The sequence below is a fragment of the Candidatus Manganitrophus noduliformans genome (assembly GCF_012184425.1).
GTDB classification, from domain to species: domain Bacteria; phylum Nitrospirota; class Nitrospiria; order SBBL01; family Manganitrophaceae; genus Manganitrophus; species Manganitrophus noduliformans.
The window spans coordinates 33,256-52,500 of record NZ_VTOW01000010.1; the positions used below are offsets into that span (position 1 = coordinate 33,256).

The following is a 19,245-nucleotide window of genomic DNA, read 5'->3' on the forward strand; positions in this document are numbered from 1 at the left end:
AACCGCCGATCCCGGGACAAGCCCTGATGAAAACCCGCACGATGGTCGTCCTCTTCATTCTGCTCACGTTGGTTCTCTCTTTTGCCGCCTTTCCTTTTTTCAGAAAGCCGCCTGAATCGGACTACATCGAGCGGGTCGGGATCATTGAGGCGACGGAGTTGCATCTCAGCTCGAAGATCGCCGAGCGGATCGAGGCCCTTCCCTACGAGGAGGGAGATCCCGTTCCGGTGAATGCCGTGGCGGTTCGTCTTGACGAGCGGGAGATCGCGGCCCAGGTGGCCCAAGCGGAGGCGAACGTCCAGCGGGGGGAGGCGGGCCTGGTCAACGCGCGGGCCCAGATCGAAAAGGCAAAAGCGACGCTGGAAGACGCCCGGCGGAACATCGATCGTCTGTCGTCCCTCCGTCAGGAGGGATTGGTCTCCGATTCCGACTGGGACAGCGCCCGGACCCGGCTGGAATTGGCCGGCGCGGAGTTGAAGGCGGCGGAGGCGGAAGCGCGATCGGCGGCGGCGGAGCTAAAACAGCGGCAGGCCAATCTCAACCTTGTTGAGATCCGGTTAAAAGAGACGGAGATTCATGCTCCCATCGGAGGGGTGGTGACCTTAAAAGCATTCGAAGCCGGGGAGATGGTCTCGCCGGGGGCGACGATCCTGACGTTGATCGATCCGAATTCGGTTTGGGCGCGGGTCAACCTGGAAGAGGGAGAGGTCGGGAAAGTGCGGATCGGCGCGCGTGCGGAGATTTTCGTCGGCTCTCTTCCGAATCGGGTGTTTGAGGGAAAGGTCTCCGAGGTCGGGGCGGAGGGGGGATTTGCGACGCAGCGCGATGTCACCCGGGGAAGGCAGGACATCAAGACCTTTCGCGTGAAGGTCCGCGCCCTCTCTCCGGAGGGGCTGTTGAAGCCGGGGATGACGGCGAGGGTGCGAATTTTCGTTAACGAGATGGAGAAGTAGCAAAGGATGCAGCTTCGGCGGATGGGAGCGGCCGGCTTGAGCGCCGGCGGGAGGTTTTGGGTGGTTTTTTCTCTGATGAGCCTTTTCGGATTTTCTTCGATCGATGCGGCCTCGGCCCAAGAAGAAGGGCTGACGATCGAAGAGGCGGTTCGGCTCGCTCTCACACGGAACGAACGGACAGAAATCGCCGACGCGCAGCTCGCGGCGGCGGCGGCCCGGGTGAAAAAAGCGCGCGCTTTCTTTTTCCCCGATCTCACCGCCACCGGTGGATATTCTCGAAGCGGTTTTGACGACGGCGAAGACGACGGGAGCCGGTTCGATCGGGATCCCGAGTCTTTGTTGGGGACGATTACATTGAACCTCCCTCTCTTCGATGCGCGGGCTTTTCCGCTTTATAGTCAGGCCAAACACGAGCATGTCGCGGCCCGCTTCAGCACCGAGGAGGATAAACGTCTTCTGGCGTTTGAGGCGGCCGATGCTTTCTTAAGAACGCTCGGCGTCGAACAGGTCCAAGCGGCTGCGGAGCGGAGGGAGGCCTTCGCCCGGGAGACGCTCGAAGACACCCGGGTCCGTTTTGAGGCGAAACTCGTCAGCTCGAACGACGTCACCCGGGCCGAACTGGAGCTGGCCAACGCGGAGAGGGAAGCGACGTTGGCCCGCGGAGAGGCCGAACTGGCCCGTCTGCAGCTGGGGTTCTTGATCGTCTCCGAGATTCGGGGAGCGTTGGTGATCCCCGACGCGTTGCTGAACCCTCCCCAGATGGCCGAACCGGGACGGTTGATCGCGGAGGCGCAGACGCGCCGGCTCGATCTTGCCGCTGGTCATGAGCAGACCGAGGCGCTGCGCGCCTTTGCAGAGGAGCCGTCTCGGAGGATCATCCCGATCTTGGGGCTGACCGGACAGTTTCAACAAGAGGCCGGTTCCGACGCCGAGAGCCGAAGCCGCGAGTGGCTGATCGGGCTGAATCTGACCTGGCTGTTGTACGACGGCGGAGAGCGGCAGGCCGATCGGGCCGAGCGAAATGCCCTGGCCCGAAGTTCGGCATTGGAAGTGGAGGCGACGCGGCGTCGGGTGGCACTCGATGTCCACCGCGCCCTCGTCGACCTGGAGAGCAACCGGACGGCGACCCGGCAGGCGGCCACGGCGGCTCAGATGGGGGAGCGGAATGCGGAGGAGGTCGCTGTTCTCTACGGCCAGGGGCTGGCAAGCGCCCTCGAGGTGGCCGACGCCAATCTTCAGCGTTTTGTCGCGGAAGTCGCCCTGGTGCAGGCCCGTTACGGACAGGGGCTTTCGCATCTGAATCTGCGGGCCGCCCTTGGATTCGATCCCTTTGGAATGGAGGTGACCCCGTGAGGTCTGAAAACCCGATCTTGGCCCTGTTGCTCCTTACGTTGATTTTGACGGCGACGGCGTGCGCCGACAATGCCGGCTCTTCTACGGCCAAAGGACGGCAGGGAGGAAAACCGCCGGTCGCCTTTCCGGTCGAGACCGAGAAGATCGAGAGCCGCCGGGTCGAATATCAGGTGACCGCGGTCGGGTCGGTTGAAGCATTCGAAACGGTTCAGGTCACGGCGCGCGTCGCCGGCGTGATCGAACGGGTTCACTTCAGCGAAGGAGAGACGGTCAAGGCGGACAAAATTCTTGCTGAGATCGAGCCGGATCGATTCCGGTTGGCGGTCGAATCGGCCCGCGCCGTGTTAGATAAGGCCGAAGCGGCGAAGGTCGATGCCGAGGCGGCGTTGGCCCGCCGGGAGGCGGTGAATGAGAAAAATCCGGGGCTGATCATCGGGGAAGAGATCGAGACCTTTCGGACCCGCGTTCAGACCGCTTCGGCGGAGCTCTCCCAAGCGCGCGCCGCGCTGGAGATCGCCGAGCTCAACCTCCGGGACGCCTTTACCAAGGCCCCGGTCGTCGGCATCATTCAGACCCGCACCGTTCAAACCGGAGAGTATGTCCAGCCCGGAAAAGTATTGGCCACGTTGATTCGACGGGAGCCGCTCCTGCTTCGTTTCCGCGTGCCGGAGCAAGATTCGGCGGCGCTTCGTCCCGGGATGTCGGCCCGCTTTACCGTTCGGGGGAGTCAGCGAGTCTATTCGGCGGTGTTGACCCATGTGGCCGGTTCGGCCGATCCGGCCTCGCGCATGGTCGCGGTGACGGGCGAAGTGAATGATCCGAACCGAAAGGAGTTGCGGCCGGGGACTTTTGCCGAGGTCCGCATCCCATTGGAAGTCACGGCGGAGACCCCGGTGATCCCGCAGACGGCGATCCGTCCCAGCGAGAAGGGTTTCCTTGCTTTCGTGGTGGAAGAGGGAATTGCTAAAGAACGGGTCCTCACCCTGGGGATGCGGACGGCCGAAGGCCGCGTCGAGGTCCGATCCGGCGTTCAACCGGGTGAGGTGCTCGTCATCCGGGGCGCGGAGGCGCTCCGAGAAGGGGCGCAGGTTCGGATCGCCGAGAAGGAGGAAACTCCCTCCGGCGGACCGACATCGACACCGGAGCAAGGGGGCGGCACCCCCGCCGATCCGAATCGCGGAGGGGAGCAGCGATGAATCTCACCGACATCTGCATCAAAAAGCCCGTTTTCGCCTGGATGTTGATGGCCGCCACCGTCGTCTTCGGCGGGATTGCGGCGACTCGGATCGGCATCAGCCAATTCCCCGACGTCGACTTCCCGACCCTCTCGATCAACGTGACCTGGGAAGGGGCCGCCCCCGAAGTGGTCGAGCACGACGTGATCGAGATCCTTGAAGAGGCGGTCGTTCAGGTGGAAGGGGTCCGGTCGATCACCTCTTCGTCGCGACAGGGCGGGGGGAATATCACGGTGGAGCTCGACCTCGCCCGGAATGTCGATCTGGCGATGCAGGATGTCCAGTCCAAGGTCTCCCAGGCCCAACGGCGCCTGCCGGAAGACATCGATCCTCCGGTTATTTCAAAGACCAACCCGGAAGATCAGCCGATCATGTGGGTCGGCCTCTCCGGCCCTTTTCCGCCGCGGGTCTTAAGCGATTTCGCCCGCTATCGGCTGAAGGAAAAACTGCAGACCGTCCCCGGGATCGGCGAGATCATCATGGGGGGATTCGTTGAGCGGAACATCCGCGTCTGGCTCGACGCGACCCGGCTCGATGAAAAGGGGCTGACGGTGACCGACGTCATCGAGGCGCTTCAGCGGGAGCATGTCGAGCTTCCCGCGGGGCGAATCGAGACCGAGGGGCGCGAGGTGAACGTCCGGATTCTGGGGGAGGCGCTCGATCTTTCCACCTTCCGCCGGATCGTGGTCGGCAACACCAAAGAGGCCCCCGTCTATCTGGAAGACGTCGCGCTGGTGGAGGACGGCTTCGAGGATATCCGCCGGCTCTCGCGCGTCGCGGGGGCACCTGCGCAGGGGCTCGGGATCAAGAAACAACGGGGGGCGAATGCCGTCGCGCTTGCCCGGGGGATCCGGCAGGCGATGGAAGAGCTGCGGCCGACCCTCCCGGAAGGGATGGAATTGGGGGTCAACTTCGACTCCACCCGATTCATCGAAGAGTCGGTCCATGAGGTCGAGTTCGAGCTGGTGATGGCGGTGATCCTGACGGCGGTCGTCTGCTGGCTCTTTCTCGGCTCCCTGTCGAGCACCCTGAACGTCGTCCTCGCCATTCCGATGTCGCTGTTGGGAACGATCGCCACGATCTACTTCCTCGGATTCACCCTGAACACCTTTACGTTGCTGGCCCTTTCGCTCGCCGTCGGGATCGTCGTCGACGACGCGATCATGATTCTGGAGAACATCTTCCGCCATTCGGAAGAGGGGAAAGACCGGGTCCGCGCGTCGCGGGAGGGGACGGAGCAGATCAAGTTCGCCGCGCTGGCGGCGACCCTGGCGGTTATCGCCATCTTCATTCCGGTGATTTTCATGAAGGGGGTCATCGGCCGGTTCTTCCTCCAGTTCGGCGTCACCCTCAGCGTGGCGGTGATGCTTTCTTATCTGGAGGCGATCACCCTGGCGCCGGCCCGCTGCGCCCAGTTTCTCTCCACCTCGCGGGAGGGGCGGAGCCGGCTCGGGCAGTGGGGCGATCGTGGATTCGAGTGGCTCGCCCACGCCTACAGCGGGCTGCTCGCGCGCGGGCTGAGGTGGCCGGTAGCCATCCTTTGTCTGGCGGCGGTCCTTTTCGCCGGCTCGTTCCTGGTGCTGACCCGATTGCCGAAAGAGTTCGTCCCTTCGCAGGATCAGAGTCGTCTGCTGGTCCGACTTCAAACCGCGGTCGGGTCCAACCTGGCCGAGACCGATCGAATTTTCCATCGGGCCGAGGCCTTCATGAACGCCCGGCCGGAAGTGGCCCGGGCCTATGCGATCGTCGGCGGATTCGGGGGCGGCAGCGTCAATACCGGCGTCATGTTCGTCACCTTGGTTCCTCCCAGGGAGCGCGACCTCAGCCAGGCGGAATTCGCCGCGGTGATCCGAAAGGAGATCAACTCTTATCCGGGGGTGCGGGCGGTCGTCCAGGATCTCTCGCAGCAGGGCTTCACGGCGCAGCGGGGTTTCCCGGTGGAGTTTTCGGTCCGGGGGCCCGATTGGGACCGTTTGGTCGAGGTGAGCCGGGAGATCGAGCGGAAGCTTTCGGCGAGCGGCGCGGTGATCGATCTCGACAGCGATTATCAGGTCGGGATGCCGGAATTGCGGATTTCGCCCGACCGGGCCCGCGCGGCCGACCTGGGGATTTCGGTCGAGAAGGTGGCACAGACGATCAATGCGATGGTCGGCGGGCTCCGGGTTGGAAGGTACAGCACCGAGGGGCGGCGCATCGACGTCCGGCTTCGGCTGCTGGCCGATCAGCGCTCGCGCCCGGAGGATCTGTCGCGGCTCCGGGTTCGAAGCGCCTCCGACGAGCTGATTCCGCTCTCCTCGCTGGTCACCTATGAGGAGCGTCCCGCCCTCCAGGCGATCACACGGAGCGATCGGGAGCGGGCGATCACCTTTTTCGCCAATGTCGCGCCGGGCCGCTCTCAGGACGAAGCGCTCACCCTCGTGAAGCAGCTCTCCAAGGAGTTGCCGATCGGATACCATGCGGTATTGGGGGGGGCGAGTGTGGCATTCCAGGAATCGATGGGGAGCCTGGTTTTCGCGATCTTGTTGGGGGTCGTGGTGGCGTATATGATCCTGGCGTCGCAGTTCAACTCGCTTCTCCACCCGGTGACCGTTCTGACGATCCTTCCCCTTTCGATCGCCGGCGCCGCCATCGCGCTTTTGATTGCCGGAAAAAGCTTGAACATCTTCAGCATGATCGGGCTTCTCCTTTTGATGGGAATCGTCAAGAAAAACTCGATTATCCTGGTGGACTACGCCCTTCAGATCCGGGAAGAAGGGGGGCTCGACGCCGCAACGGCGATGCTTCGCGCTGGACCCGTCCGGCTGCGGCCCATTTTGATGACGTCGGTGGCGACCATGATGGCGGCCGTTCCGGCGGCGCTGGCCCTCGGCTCGGGCTCGGAGGTCCGCTCCCCGATGGCGATGGCGGTCATCGGCGGGCTGATCGTCTCCACCGTGCTCAGTCTTTTCGTGGTCCCGGCGTTTTATGTCGTGGCCGATCGGATGGCCGTGAAGGTCCAAGGATGGCGGAGCCGGGGACGGGCGGTCGGGCCGGTTGAACCCAAGCCGAAGTTGATGGAGTAGATCATCCGTGATTCAAGACGAACCTTCCAATGCGATCGTCGTCAAAAACCTGGTGAAGCGATACGACGCATTCAACGCGCTCGATCATATCGATTTGACCGTGCCGTTCGGCGAATGTTTCGGGTCGCTCGGTCCCAACGGCGCCGGCAAGACGACCCTCATCCGGATCTTGACCGGGTTGATCCACCCGACGGAGGGGGAGGCGATCGTCGCCGGGCACGATGTGGCGAAACGGCCCGACGCGGTCCGCCGGTCGATCGGTGTCGTCTCCCAGGCGATGACGACCGATCTCGATTTGACCGGCCGGGAGAACCTCGACATTTATGGAAAGTACTATCAGGTTTCCGACAAAGAGCGGCGCGAGCGGATCGGGGACCTTCTCGATCGGGTCGGCCTGACGGAGCGGGCGGACGATCTCGTCGCCGCCTACTCCGGCGGGATGCGCCGCCGGCTGGAGATCGCGCGCGGGTTAATTCATCGGCCGAAGATTCTCTTTCTCGATGAGCCGACGATCGGGCTCGATCCGCAGTCGCGCCGGGTCGTCTGGGACCTTTTACAACAGTTTCGAAAGAACGAAAACCTGACGATCTTTTTGACGACCCATTATATGGACGAGGCCGATCTGCTCTGCGACCGAATCGCGATCATCGACGCCGGAAAAATCGTCGTGATGGACAGCCCGGAGAATTTAAAAAAGAAGATCCCCGGGAGCGACATCATCGAGATCTCCATCGATGGAGAGCGGGAAGGCCTGCCGGCCTCTCTCGAATCGCTTCCTTCCGTGCACAAGGTCGTCGTTGAAGAGGGATTGCTCCGCGTCTTTGCCGATCAGGGAGCCCAGTCGGTCCCGATTTTGATGGAGGTGATCCGGAAGCAGGGGGTGAAGGTCCAATCCATCAGCGTCAAACAGCAGACGCTGGAGGATGTCTTCATCCACTACACCGGCCGATCGATCCGCGCCGAAGATACCAAAAAAGTCAGCTACTTCATCGGCGCCGGCGTGCCGAGAAGATGGGGAAGGTGATCGTATGACAATGCGCACGCTCGCCTTCGTCGAACGGGATCTTCGAAAATTTCTCCGGAATCCGATTGCGATTCTGTCGAGCATTCTGTTGCCGATGGTCTATTTGTTAATCATCGGGAACTCGTTTCAGGGGAGTCTCAAGAACCTTCCCTTGGCCTTTGTCGATCAGGATCAGGGGCCGTATGCCGAGCGGATGCTCGACCGGCTCCGGTCCATCGAGACCGGACCGAGCACCTTCCGGCTCGTTTATCTTGCCGATCCGGTGGCGGCGGAGAAAGGGGTTCGAGCGGGAACGTTCAAAGGAGCGGTGGTAATTCCCCCCGACTTTTCGAAAAATATCGATCGGGGGACCGTGCCGCAGGTAGGGCTGGTCCTCGACAATACCGACGGCGTCTCGGCGGCGGCGCTGCAGCAGAGCCTCTCGGAGGCGTTCAATTCGTTGAAAGTCGATGCGCTTCCGATCCGGTCCGATCCGAGCGTGCCGCAACTGTATCCGATCGAGCTTTATCGAAAAATCGACTACGACGCCTCGCTCGTGCCGGGGGCGGTGATCATGGCGATCTTCATGGGAACGATGATCACCGGGGCGTTCAATCTGGTGATGGACCGATTCCTGGGGGTCCACGAAGCCTACCTCTCGACGCCGTTGACGAAGATCGATATGATCCTCGGCATTCTGATCAGCGGGGTGCTGGTGACGACGCTGATCTCTCTCGTGGTCTTGGGCGCCGGGATCTGGATCACCGAGGTGCCGGTCGCCGGGGGGGCCGCCTCCTTCTCGGCGGTGGTCCTGGTGATCGTCTTGACGGCGACGGGGTTGCTGACGATGATGTGCGCCCTGCTTTCCCGGGTCGATCATCCCCGGATCGTCGGGCTGCTCGGCGGCTTTCTGAATGTCATCTTTTTTTTCCCGAGCGGGGCGGTTTACCCCGTGGAGAGTTTCCCGAAGTGGCTCCAGGCGTTCAGCAGGGTCAATCCGGAGACCTACTCGGTCCATGCGTTGAAATCGGTCCTCTTCAAAGGGGCCGATTGGCAGGCGATCCGGGGAGATATCCTTTATTTGATCGGTTTCACACTGGTGATGTTTCTGTTGTCCATTAAAACGTTCAAGCGAGACCTATAAACATGGGAGAAGGTGAATCATGATCCGGAGGGGCGTTTTTCTTCTTGTGTTGGTTCAACTGATTATCGTCGATCCTTTTCAGGGATTTGCGCAGGAGGTCGTCACGCTCGAAGAGGCCTATCGCTCCGCGATGGCCGAAAGCGAGCAGATCGGGATTTCCAGAGAGAATTTGATGCAGGCGGAGCGGGAGATCGACCGTGCGAAAAGCTTTCTCTATCCCAGCATCAACACCGAAGCGAGCTATCTCCGCCGGTCGGAGGCGAAGCAAGGGCCGTTCGGCGTTCTGCTTCCCGAATCTCAAAAGCAGTTTAATCTCACGATCGAGCAGCCGCTCTATACCGGCGGCCGGGCGTCGGCCGCCTATCGGAGCGCGAAGCTCGGTGTCCGAGGGGGAAAGCTCGACCTCAGTCTGACCACCGAAAATATTCTCTTCGATGTCGCCCGTGCTTATTACGAGGCGCTCAAGGCGCAGCGTAATGTCGAAATCGAGGAGAATGAGGTCAAACGGTTGGAGGCCCATCTTCGCGATGCCGAGAAACGTTTTCGGGTCGGGGAGGCGATCAAGACGGTGGTGTTGCGCGCCGAGGCGGAGCTGGCAGACGCCCGCGCCCGATTGATCCGGGCCCGAAACGATCAAGAAACGACGAAAGATCAACTGGCGCTCTTCGCCCGGATCGAGGGGCCGTTTAATCTCGCCGATCCGCCCTCCTTAACCCTCTCGGAGCAGAGCGAGGCGGAGTGGGTCAAAACGGCGCACGAACGGCGGTCCGATCTCGCGTTGCAGTCGACGAATGTCAAGATTTCCGAAGAGCAGATCAGCATCGCCAAGGGGACCTTTTTCCCTTCTCTCAGCCTACAGGGGCGGTACAACTGGATCGATCAAGACCCGGAAACCTCCTTTTTGACCACCAACGATCGATCGGCGATTCTCAGCCTCAGCTTCCCCATTTTTGAGGGACGCCTGAGGGTCGCGGAGTTGGCGCAAGCGAGGTCCCGTCATCGTCAACAGCTGCTGCAAAAGGCGTTTCTGTCGGATCAAATCTCCGTCGAGGTGCGGCGCTCTCTGCTGAACTTGAATGCCCTTACCTCTCAGCTCGATGTCCTTAGGGCGCAGGTCGCCTTTGCGCGTGAGAACTTTTCGCTGATCTCCCGGCAGTTTGCGGTAGGTCTTGCCACGAACATCGACGTTCTCGATGCGAATGCCACCCTGATCAGCGCGGAACGCCAGCTCACGAACACCACCTATGATCGGGAGGTGGCGATCCTCCAGGTGGAAAGGGCGGTCGGCGTTTTCCTTGATTTAATGCCGCCAAAAGCGGGGCGGGGTGATGAGGGTTCAAGCGGACCGACAGACAATCCGTAGATTCTATAGATAAGGGAGCGGGTCTCAATGAAACATCGAGTTCGATGGAGTGGCATATTGAAGAAGATGGGGGCGTTCTTGACGGTGTTCCTGATTTTCGCCGGGTGCGGCGAGGGGGGGAAATCCGACGCCAAGCCGCCGCAGGCGGCCCCCGCCGCGGGTCCCCCGGCGATGCCGGTGGAGGCGGCGCGGGTCCAGACCGGAACGGGACGGTTGGAAGTCACCGCCGTCGGTTCCCTGGAAGCGAATGAATCGACGGTGATTCGGTCGGAGATCGCCGGCCGGATCACCGCTATCCGGTTCAAAGAAGGGGAGCGGGCGACGAAGGGGAGCGTTCTTCTCACGATCAACTCGGAGGAGTTCCAGGCCCAGCTCAATCAGATCAAAGCGGTCGTCGAGCTGAACAAGATGAACTTCGAGCGGGCGAAACAGCTGCGCCCGGAGGGGTTGATCGCCGAGCGGGCGTACGATGAGGCCGAATCGAGATTAAAGGAGTCGGAAGCGAGCCTCTCCCTCGCGCAGGTGCGCCTCGACAAATCGATCCTCCGCGCCCCTTTCAGCGGCCAACTCGGTCTCCGTCAGGTGAGTCCGGGCGACTTTGTTCAGCCGGGCCAGGCGATCGTCAATTTGGAAGATACCGATTCGATCAAGGTCGATTTCCGTGTCCCGGAGATCTACTTGAACCGGATCGAAGACGGCCAGTCGCTTCAAGTCGGGGTGGACGTCTATCCGAATCGGCTCTTCGAGGGGAAAATTTATGCGATCGACTCGCGGATTGACAATGCGACGCGGACCGTTCTCGTTCGCGCGCGGGTGCCGAATCCGGCGGGGGTGCTCCGTCCGGGGATGTTCGCCCGCGTGACGCTGCTCCTCGGCGAGCGGGAGAATGCCGTCTTCGTTCCCGAGCAGGCGGTGGTCCCGATGGGGGGGGATAAATTCGTCTACCGTGTGGTCGACGGAAAGGCGGTATTGACGAAGGTCCGCCTGGGGCTTCGGAAAGAGGGCCGGGTGGAAGTTGTCGAAGGGATCGGCCCGGAGGAGACGGTGATCACCGCCGGGCAGATGAAGCTCTTCGACGGCGCCCCGGTGATGACCGTGGGGGCCACAGAGGCCGCGCCTGAAAAGGCGCCGGCGGGAGGGTAGTCCAAATGTATTTGCCCGAGATATCGATTCGCCGTCCCGTCCTCGCGACGGTGATGAGCCTGGTCCTCACCCTGCTCGGCGTCATCTCCTACACGCGCCTCTCCGTCCGGGAATATCCGAAGATCGACCCGCCGGTCGTCTCGGTCCGGACCGTTTACCCCGGTGCTTCCGCCGAGATTATCGAAAGCCAGATCACCCGGCCGATCGAAAGCGCCCTGGCGGGGATCGAGGGGATCAAGACGATGAAGTCGATCAGCCGGGAGGAGGTCAGCCAGATTACGATCGAGTTTGTCCTGAACCGCGATCCCGACGCGGCGGCGAACGATGTGCGCGACCGGGTCGCGCGCGGACGGGCGACCATTCCGGAGGAGGCGCTGGAGTCGATTGTCCAAAAGATCGAAGCCGACGCCCAAGCGGTGATGTGGATCGCCTTCTCCAGCGATCGGCATACCCCGCTGGAGATCACCGACTATGCCGATCGTTTTGTGAAAGACCGTCTTCAGACGCTCGACGGGGTGGCGACCGTCATCATCGGCGGCGAGCGCCGCTACGCCATGCGGATCTGGCTTGACCGGGACCGCCTGGCGGCGTTTCAATTGACCCCGCGTGATGTCGAGATGGCCCTCCGCGCGCAGAATGTCGATGTGCCGTCGGGCCGGATCGAAAGCCGGTTCCGCGAATTTACGGTCTTGACCGAGACCGACTTGAAGACGCCGGATGAATTCAACCGGCTGATTCTTCGGGAGGTCAACGGTTATCCGGTCCGCTTGAGCGATGTCGGCTATGCCGAAGTCGGCGCGGAGGACGACCGGAACGCGGTCCGGGTCAACGGCAACCCGGCGGTCGGCCTGGGAATCGTAAAACAATCGACCGCCAACACCCTGGAAGTCGCCGAGGGGATCAAGGCGGAGCTGCCGAATATCAGCGCGGGGCTTCCGGAGGGGATGCGGTTGCAGGTCGCCTTCGACAGCTCGGTCTTCATCGACAAGTCGATCAACGCCGTCTACCGGACGATTGCGGAGGCGATGGTTTTGGTGGTCCTGGTGATTTTCTTCTTCCTCCGGTCGTTCCGGGCGACCCTGATCCCGTCGATCGCCATTCCCGTCTCGCTGATCGGCGCTTTCCTTTTTATGTACATCATGGGGTTTTCGGTCAATATCTTGACGCTGCTGGCGCTGGTGCTGGCGATCGGTCTGGTGGTCGACGACGCCATCGTGATGATGGAGAATATCTACCGCCGGATCGAGGGGGGGATGCCGCGGCGTCAGGCGGCGCTCGAGGGGAGCCGCGAGATCGCCTTTGCCGTGGTCGTCATGACGATCACCCTTTCGGCCGTCTTCGTTCCGCTGGCGTTTATCACCGGCACCACCGGAAGGCTCTTCATCGAGTTCGCCCTGACCGTGGCGGGGGCAGTCCTTGTCTCCGGTTTTGTCGCGCTGACCCTCACCCCGATGTTGTCGGGAAGAATCTTAAAGCATCAGGCGCAGCAGGGCCGGTTCTACACCGTCACCGAGCGCTGGTTTGAGGCGATGAATAACGGCTATCGAAGGCTCCTGGCCGGGTCGTTGAGGGCGCGGGGGTTGGTGGTCTTGCTCGGGTTGATCTTCGCGGGGGCGAGCGTTCTCCTCTTCATGTCGCTCAAATCGGAATTGGCGCCGCTCGAAGACCGCGGGACGATTATCGGGGTGATGATCGCTCCGGAAGGTTCGACGATGGCCTACACCGACAAGTATGCCCGGCAGGTGGAGGAATTCTATTCCAACGTCCCCGAGATCAAGACGTACTTTATGGTGATCGCCCCCGGTCTGGAGCGGCCGAACCCGGTCAATTCGGCCCTCTCGTTCGTCAGCCTGAAGCCGTGGGAGGAGCGGACGCGGAAGCAGCAGGAGATCGCCGCCGCGCTGGGGCCGAAGATGTTCGGCCTGCCGGGGGTGTTGTCGTTTCCGGTCAATCCCCCTTCTCTCGGGCAGAACTTCCGGAATCCCCCGGTGCAATTCGTCATTCAGGCGAATTCTTATGAGGAGCTTCAAACGCTGACCGATCGGCTGATGGAGAAAATGCGCGCCAACCCGGGCCTCGCCAACATCGACAGCGACCTGAAGCTCAACAAGCCGCAATTAAACGTCACGATCAACCGCGACAAAGCGGCCGACGTCGGGGTGGGGGTCGACGAGATCGGCCGGACCCTTCAGACCCTCCTCGGCGGGCTCCAGGTGACCCGCTACAAGGAGCAGGGGGAGCAATATGATGTCATTATCAAGCTGGCCGACAAGGACCGGACCAATCCGGCCGATCTGACCTCGATTTTCGTCCGGGGAAAGGATCAGCAGTTGGTGCAGCTCTCGAATCTGGTTCAGGTGAAAGAGACGGTCGCTCCCAAAGAGCTCAACCACTTCAATCGGCTTCGCTCCGCGACGATCTCCGCCAATCTGGCCTCCACTTATTCCTTGGGGGAGGCGATCGAATTTCTGGAAAAATCGGCGGCCGAGATCCTCCCGGCGACGGCGAAGGCCGATCTCGACGGCCAATCGCGGGAGTTCAGGGAGGCGGGGGCGAGCCTCTACTTTGCCTTCGTCCTTGCCCTGGTCTTCATTTATTTGGTTCTGGCGGCGCAGTTCGAGAGCTTTATCGATCCGTTCGTCATCATGCTCTCGGTGCCGCTGGCGGTGACCGGGGCGCTGCTGTCGCTCTGGCTTACCGGGGGGACGCTGAATGTCTACAGCCAGATCGGAATGGTGATGCTGATCGGCCTGGTGACCAAGAACGGGATCCTGATCGTCGAGTTTGCCAACCAGATTCAGGAGCAGGGAAAAGAGCTGCAGGAGGCGGTGATCGAGGCGTCGGTCCTCCGGCTGCGTCCGATCTTGATGACGGCGATCACCGCGGTCCTCGCCGCGGTCCCGTTGGCGCTGGCGAAGGGGGCGGGGGCGGAGAGCCGCCAGCAGATCGGGTGGGTCGTCGTCGGCGGGATGAGCCTGGGGACGCTGCTGACCCTCTTCATCATTCCGACGGCATATACCTTTTTTGCGAAAAAACGGCAGGCGGAGGAGACGGAAGAGGTTCGAACGTCGCCCGAACTTGTCCATGCCGATCGGGGTTAAATTTGCATTGCGTAGGGGCGTATTGCAATACGCCCCTACTTGAAACCGTTTCTTTACGCCTGATATGATGTGAGAGACAAGAGGGCCGCTCTATGAAATCTCGTCTCCTCGATTTGCACCAATCGGCGAAAGAGGATCTCCCTCGCATCATCCTCTATTCGGTGATGGTCCATTACATTGTCTTTTATTATCTCTTCGGCAATCCGTTCCTGGTCCTGATCGATCGGAAGGGGTCCGGCGGCCCGAGCAATCTCGACGTGCAGCTTTTTTCTTCCAAGGATATTGAGGAAGAAGGGGACGACCCTTTCGGAGGGAAGAGAGAGTTTCCCGTCTTCCCTCCCGAAAAAGGGGAGGATGAGCAGGGGGAGATCGAGTTTCGCGGGAGAGAAAAACCGGATGATCTTTCCGAGGACGGGATGAATCTGGTCGAGAACATCGCGTCGCAACCTCCTCCGAAGAAGATCCTCAAGCCCCCGCCCAACATGACCGGACCGGAAGATTGTATGCTGAAGCTGGTCGGGATGGTCTGTCCGAACGGCGATTTCGATTGTATCGAGGCCTACAAAGCGTTCTGCACCCGCTTGCCTGAATAAGGCCTGAATAAGGCCCGAATAAGGGAGGATGCAGCGGCTAAGGGGTTTCTCTCCGAAGGGTCCAGGCGGGATTTCCATACTTTTCTTTGACGAGGCGGGCGGCGACTTCTTCTTCCTCCGGGGTGAGGCTTCCCATCTCCAGATTGATTGAGAGAGCCGATTCGAACCCTCCCTTCATCGCCGCAAACAGGGTTTCATCGTCGGGCAGGAGAGGAAGAAGCGCATCAAGACTGATCTGATTTTCGGAGGAGAAACGCCGGTCCGATCCTTTCTTCAAGATCAACGATCCATGTTGCAGAAAATGTTTCGTCCATCGCCGCTGCGCGCTTCCGATCAGCTTTTTTCCTTGGGCGGTGATTTCGTACCAGGAGGTCGAAGCAAAACAGAGGGAATTCGAGGGTCGTTCGAGTCGCTGCGAGCGGGGAGGGGCATACACTTCGGCCTCGACGCCGAGCGATTCCAATCCGGCCAAGAGCCCTTTCGCAATCGTATAAAAAGTTTCCTTGATCCCTCCGGCAAAGAGCGGATCTTTCGTGGAGGCGACAACGGAGTAGGTCAACTCCCGATCATGAAGAAGCGCCCGGCCCCCCGTCATCCGCCGGACGAAGTGGAGCGCCCCGCCCGCCGCGAGCGCATCCCATTCCGGCTCCCACTTCTGAAAGGAGCCGAACGAAACGGAGGGAACGGCCCAGCTGTAGAGACGGAGGGTCGGCGGGACCTGACCTTTCGAAAAGGCGGTCGCGATCGCCTCATCGATCGCCATGTTCATCTCGGGCGGCTGAGGTAAATGAGAGAGCAGCCGCCATGTCGTCTTGGAGTTCATCTCGTCTCCGATTTTTCGCTGCCTCGGATGGATCTTAGGGAAAGTAAAACGAAACGTCAAGATTGACTTAGAGGCACATTTGGGGTATCTTTACCCGCGATTTCTCAGGTTGTATTCCCGCGTCTCTGAGGACGCGTCATGTTGAAGTAGAAGGAGGATCGGTGGCTGAGCGAACACTTTCGATTATTAAGCCGGATGCGGTGTCTAAGAATGTCATTGGAGAGATCATCAAGCGGTTTGAAAGCGCGCAACTCAAGATTGTCGCGATTCAGATGCGTCATTTAACGAAAAAGGAAGCGGAGGCGTTTTACGATGTCCATCGGGAGCGCCCCTTCTTCGATAGCTTGGCCACCTTTATGAGTTCGGGGCCGGTTGTGGCGATGGTGCTGGAGGGAGAAAACGCCGTTGCGAAGAATCGCACCCTGATGGGAGCGACCGATCCGAAGAAGGCCGATAAGGGAACGATCCGGGCCGACTTTGCAGGAAGCATTGAAGCAAATGCCGTTCATGGCTCCGATTCCTCCGCATCGGCGGCCGTTGAAATTCCTTTTTTCTTCAGTCGACTCGATCTCGTTCGTTGAATCATGACAGAACGAAAAAAGTATGATGCCGTTTTTGCGGGGTGCAGTCTGACGTCACTGGCTGCCGCCGCCGCATTGGCGAAAAGGGGGAGATCGGTCCTCGTTCTGGCGGAGACCGAGGTTCACTTCCCCTCTCCTCTCTTTCGGTTTGCCCAGGGGCCCCTCCTCTATCTCGGTTTTGAAGAGGGGGGGGCGATGGAAGGTTTCTTCTCGGAGCTCCCCCTCCCCATCCCCAGCTTAAGAAAGGAAGGGTTCTTATTCAAGCGGGTCCTTCCCTTTCTGCAAATCGTCCAATCCCAGCATCGGATCGATCTCTCCTCCCAAAATGAAGAATACCTCGACGAGCTGAAACGGGAGTTCGGCCCCCAGCTCCAAAAAATTAAATCGTTCTTTCAGGAAATCGAGAAAGAGACGCCGGCCCTCGCGCCCTATCTGGGCCGTTTCTCCCAGGTGGAAATCCATGGAGTGGTCGACCGATTGGGCGCCTGGAAGCAGAAATTTGATTTTCAGAGGGCGGTTCAAAGTTATAACAAGAAGCCCGCTACGGAATTCCTCGCCCCCTTCGCTTTTGATGAGGAATTTCTCGAATATCTCGATCTCCAAGCGCTCTTTGCGTTTCGACGGCCGCTGACCGACATCTCGACCTACGATCTGATTCTTCTGACCTGGAGTCTATCCAAAGGGGGAGTTCGGATGGTAGGGGGCGCGTCGACGCTCATCTCCTTTTTCGTTAAGTTGATCAAGGGGTGGGGAGGGGAGGTGGTCGGAGACAAAACCGTCACCCAGGTCGAAACAAAGGGGAAGCGGATCGATGAAGTCGTCCTGGAGGATGGGACGCGGATTCCGACCAAACACCTCATTCTCGTCCAACCTCCGCCGAATTCCCCCGTTCATTTCTGTTTTACCCTGCGCAACGAATGGATTCCGACGCCGATGAAAGAGAGTCTTCTCATGACCTGGGGGGAAGAGATTCCCGCCGATGTCGAAGACCTGTTGGTCCTCCGCCTCAGCCTGCCGGAGGAGGAAGAGGGGTTTGCCGCCGGTGTTAGAGGGCTGGTTGTCACGGCGCTTTTCCGCCCAGGCGTGGAGGTCACGGCGGATCGAATCGAAGCGGTCCGGAAGAGGGTGCTCGATCGACTTCAATGGCTGATGCCCTTTTCCAAATCGCAAATCGAGGCAGTCTCCGGCACAGTCGGCAAGCGGGAGCTTCCTTCTTCCCTCGAAACGCTTCGGACGGAGTGGCGCGGCAAATCGCGCGAAATTTCGAAAGGGACCTGGAGCTTCCTTCAGCCGAAGGATTTAAGGAATGTCATTCTGCTGAAAGATGATCTGTCGGATCACCTTGCATGGGGTTCCTCCTTTCTCGCCGGAACCTCCCTCGCCCAGACGGTCGAGCAAGGGCTTTAGCGCCCGGCATCTATCTCCATTTTCTATTAGAATAAGGACTCTCTTGGGAATGTTCTTTCGCGTTTTTGTGATCGGGTTTTTTTTCGCGGCCTTTATCTCGGGGTGTGTCCGGCCGCCGACCCGGACTATTCAGACCGATGACCAGGGGTGGGCTGAACTGGTCGAGGGGATTCGTTCTTTTGAAGCGAGCCGTTATTCGGAAGCGAAGCAACGGTTTTTGAGGATCATCGCGTCGTATCCCGGCTCTCCGCTTTTGAGTGAAGCGCAGTGGCTGTTGGCCAGGACATACGATGCGGCGGGTGAGAAGCCGGAGGCGATTCGAGAACTTCGACTTTTTCTGAGGAATTACCCGAAGAGCCTACACGAAGAGGAGGCGCGCTTTCTCCTCTCCCGGCTCGATCAGCCGGACCAAAAGATCGTCGCGGTGATCTGGTCTCCCTTGTCCGGATGGGAGATGGAAGATTATCTCCGGGCGTTTCGGAGAAGGGCGAATGCGGTCATTATCCCGGTTTTCAATAATTCGCCCGGAAGGAGCGGCGTTTTCTTTCAAGCTTCAGGCGCTCCTGTGTTGGCCGATCGGCTTCGCGAATGGACGGAGACGGCCCGTCGGGTGGGATTTCGCGTCGTGGCAGTCTTGCCGATCCGGGAAATGCGCTGGGCGACGCAGGCCCGTCCGGAGTGGCGTGATATCAGATATGATCCGAATAAACAAGATCTCCATTCCATCGAAAAACTCGATTTGTTCAACACGGAAGTGAAGGAAATGGTATTGGACCTCTATCGGGATCTGGCGCGTTATCCGATCGACGGCGTTTATATCAGCGATTTATCGTACGGCTCCGAAGAGGGGTGGACCCCTTCCGCCATTCGCCTTTATGAGAGCCTGTTTTCCGAATCGATCGATCCCGGCTCTGTGGCGGCCGGATCGGTCGGGCGCACGAGGGATGGACGAGGATCTCAATTCTGGCATTGGATCGGTTGGAGGAGCCGTTTTTTGAGCGACTTTGTAAAGGATCTCCAGACGGAAATTCGGCTGCATCGGCCCGACATGTTGTGGGGAGCCGTTTTTCCTGAAATCGTCCTCACCCATCCCGTAAAAGGCCTTGCGGAGACCTCCGTCGATCTGCTCGATATCAAACGGGCTGAGAACGACATCCACCTGATTTTCCCGCAGTCGGCTCCCGGAGGGGTGGCGCATCTCGCCGATACAATGTCGAAATATGCGATTCGGCCGGAAGACGTATGGCTGCAACCGACCTCGAACGATCGCGCGTTGCTCTCTGAAGTGATGAGATCCCCTTTCCAGGGGATCATCCTTCCAAGTCCTTGACAAAACATTCACCGCTGGTTTATATCTATCATTTTATAGATGGGGCCGGCGCCGAAGGCAGTCTGTTGATTTCGATTTTCACACTCGGTGCGCCATACCCAATCTCTCCTTGATTTTATTCTGGACTGGCAGTAGGTGCTAGCCTGAATTTTTG

Annotated in this window: 14 protein-coding genes; 13 read left to right on the forward strand and 1 reads right to left on the reverse strand. The window is 60.1% G+C overall.

Annotated elements, in window-relative coordinates; genetic code table 11:
- Positions 1–26: 26 nt before the first annotated feature.
- The 10 genes from MNODULE_RS23650 to MNODULE_RS23695 all read left to right on the forward strand — a co-directional run bounded on the left by MNODULE_RS23650 (position 27) and on the right by MNODULE_RS23695 (position 14,950).
- Positions 27–953 (forward strand): HlyD family secretion protein, encoded by a 927-nt coding sequence (locus tag MNODULE_RS23650; protein ID WP_168063670.1) that lies wholly within the window; start codon positions 27–29, stop codon positions 951–953.
- A 6-nt stretch (positions 954–959) separates the two neighbouring features.
- Complete coding sequence (locus MNODULE_RS23655) at positions 960–2,306, forward strand: TolC family protein (protein WP_168063671.1); 1,347 nt, start codon at positions 960–962, stop codon at positions 2,304–2,306.
- Positions 2,303–3,502 carry an efflux RND transporter periplasmic adaptor subunit gene (locus MNODULE_RS23660; protein ID WP_168063672.1) on the forward strand — a complete coding sequence of 400 codons (1,200 nt, stop codon included), beginning with the start codon at positions 2,303–2,305 and terminating at the stop codon, positions 3,500–3,502. Before MNODULE_RS23655 ends, MNODULE_RS23660 begins: the two co-directional genes overlap by 4 nt.
- Positions 3,499–6,603 (forward strand): efflux RND transporter permease subunit, encoded by a 3,105-nt coding sequence (locus MNODULE_RS23665; RefSeq protein ID WP_168063673.1) that lies wholly within the window; start codon positions 3,499–3,501, stop codon positions 6,601–6,603. Before MNODULE_RS23660 ends, MNODULE_RS23665 begins: the two co-directional genes overlap by 4 nt.
- Positions 6,604–6,610: 7 nt before the next feature.
- Positions 6,611–7,627, forward strand: a complete 1,017-nt coding sequence (locus tag MNODULE_RS23670; RefSeq protein WP_168063674.1) for an ATP-binding cassette domain-containing protein — start codon at positions 6,611–6,613, stop codon at positions 7,625–7,627.
- 4 nt (positions 7,628–7,631) lie between these two features.
- Complete coding sequence (locus tag MNODULE_RS23675; protein WP_168063675.1) at positions 7,632–8,750, forward strand: ABC transporter permease; 1,119 nt, start codon at positions 7,632–7,634, stop codon at positions 8,748–8,750.
- Between the two features lie 19 nt (positions 8,751–8,769).
- On the forward strand, positions 8,770–10,113 hold the full coding sequence (locus tag MNODULE_RS23680; RefSeq protein ID WP_168063676.1) for a TolC family protein: 1,344 nt from the start codon (positions 8,770–8,772) through the stop codon (positions 10,111–10,113).
- A 27-nt stretch (positions 10,114–10,140) separates the two neighbouring features.
- The gene (locus MNODULE_RS23685; RefSeq protein ID WP_168063677.1) at positions 10,141–11,256 is read left to right on the forward strand and encodes an efflux RND transporter periplasmic adaptor subunit; all 1,116 of its coding nucleotides are present in this window, start codon (positions 10,141–10,143) and stop codon (positions 11,254–11,256) included.
- A gap of 5 nt (positions 11,257–11,261) precedes the next feature.
- Positions 11,262–14,357: an efflux RND transporter permease subunit gene (locus tag MNODULE_RS23690; protein WP_168063678.1), complete on the forward strand. Its 3,096-nt coding sequence runs from the start codon at positions 11,262–11,264 to the stop codon at positions 14,355–14,357.
- Positions 14,358–14,449: 92 nt separating this feature from the next.
- Positions 14,450–14,950 carry a hypothetical protein gene (locus MNODULE_RS23695; RefSeq protein ID WP_168063679.1) on the forward strand — a complete coding sequence of 167 codons (501 nt, stop codon included), beginning with the start codon at positions 14,450–14,452 and terminating at the stop codon, positions 14,948–14,950.
- Positions 14,951–14,987: 37 nt separating this feature from the next.
- Here the strand turns inward: MNODULE_RS23695 and MNODULE_RS23700 are convergent, their stop codons facing one another.
- Positions 14,988–15,773 carry a lipoate--protein ligase family protein gene (locus tag MNODULE_RS23700; protein ID WP_168063680.1) on the reverse strand — a complete coding sequence of 262 codons (786 nt, stop codon included), beginning with the start codon at positions 15,771–15,773 and terminating at the stop codon, positions 14,988–14,990.
- Positions 15,774–15,934: 161 nt separating this feature from the next.
- On the opposite strand from MNODULE_RS23700, the gene ndk reads away from it, so the two are divergent.
- From ndk to MNODULE_RS23715, 3 genes are read left to right on the forward strand one after another with little or no spacing between them, the layout of a single operon-like run.
- Entirely contained in the window at positions 15,935–16,354 is a 420-nt protein-coding gene (gene ndk / locus MNODULE_RS23705) for a nucleoside-diphosphate kinase (protein ID WP_168063681.1), read from the forward strand.
- 3 nt (positions 16,355–16,357) lie between these two features.
- Positions 16,358–17,761 carry a phytoene desaturase family protein gene (locus MNODULE_RS23710; protein WP_168063682.1) on the forward strand — a complete coding sequence of 468 codons (1,404 nt, stop codon included), beginning with the start codon at positions 16,358–16,360 and terminating at the stop codon, positions 17,759–17,761.
- Between the two features lie 49 nt (positions 17,762–17,810).
- Positions 17,811–19,091 carry a tetratricopeptide repeat protein gene (locus MNODULE_RS23715; RefSeq protein ID WP_168063683.1) on the forward strand — a complete coding sequence of 427 codons (1,281 nt, stop codon included), beginning with the start codon at positions 17,811–17,813 and terminating at the stop codon, positions 19,089–19,091.
- Positions 19,092–19,245 lie beyond the last annotated feature (154 nt).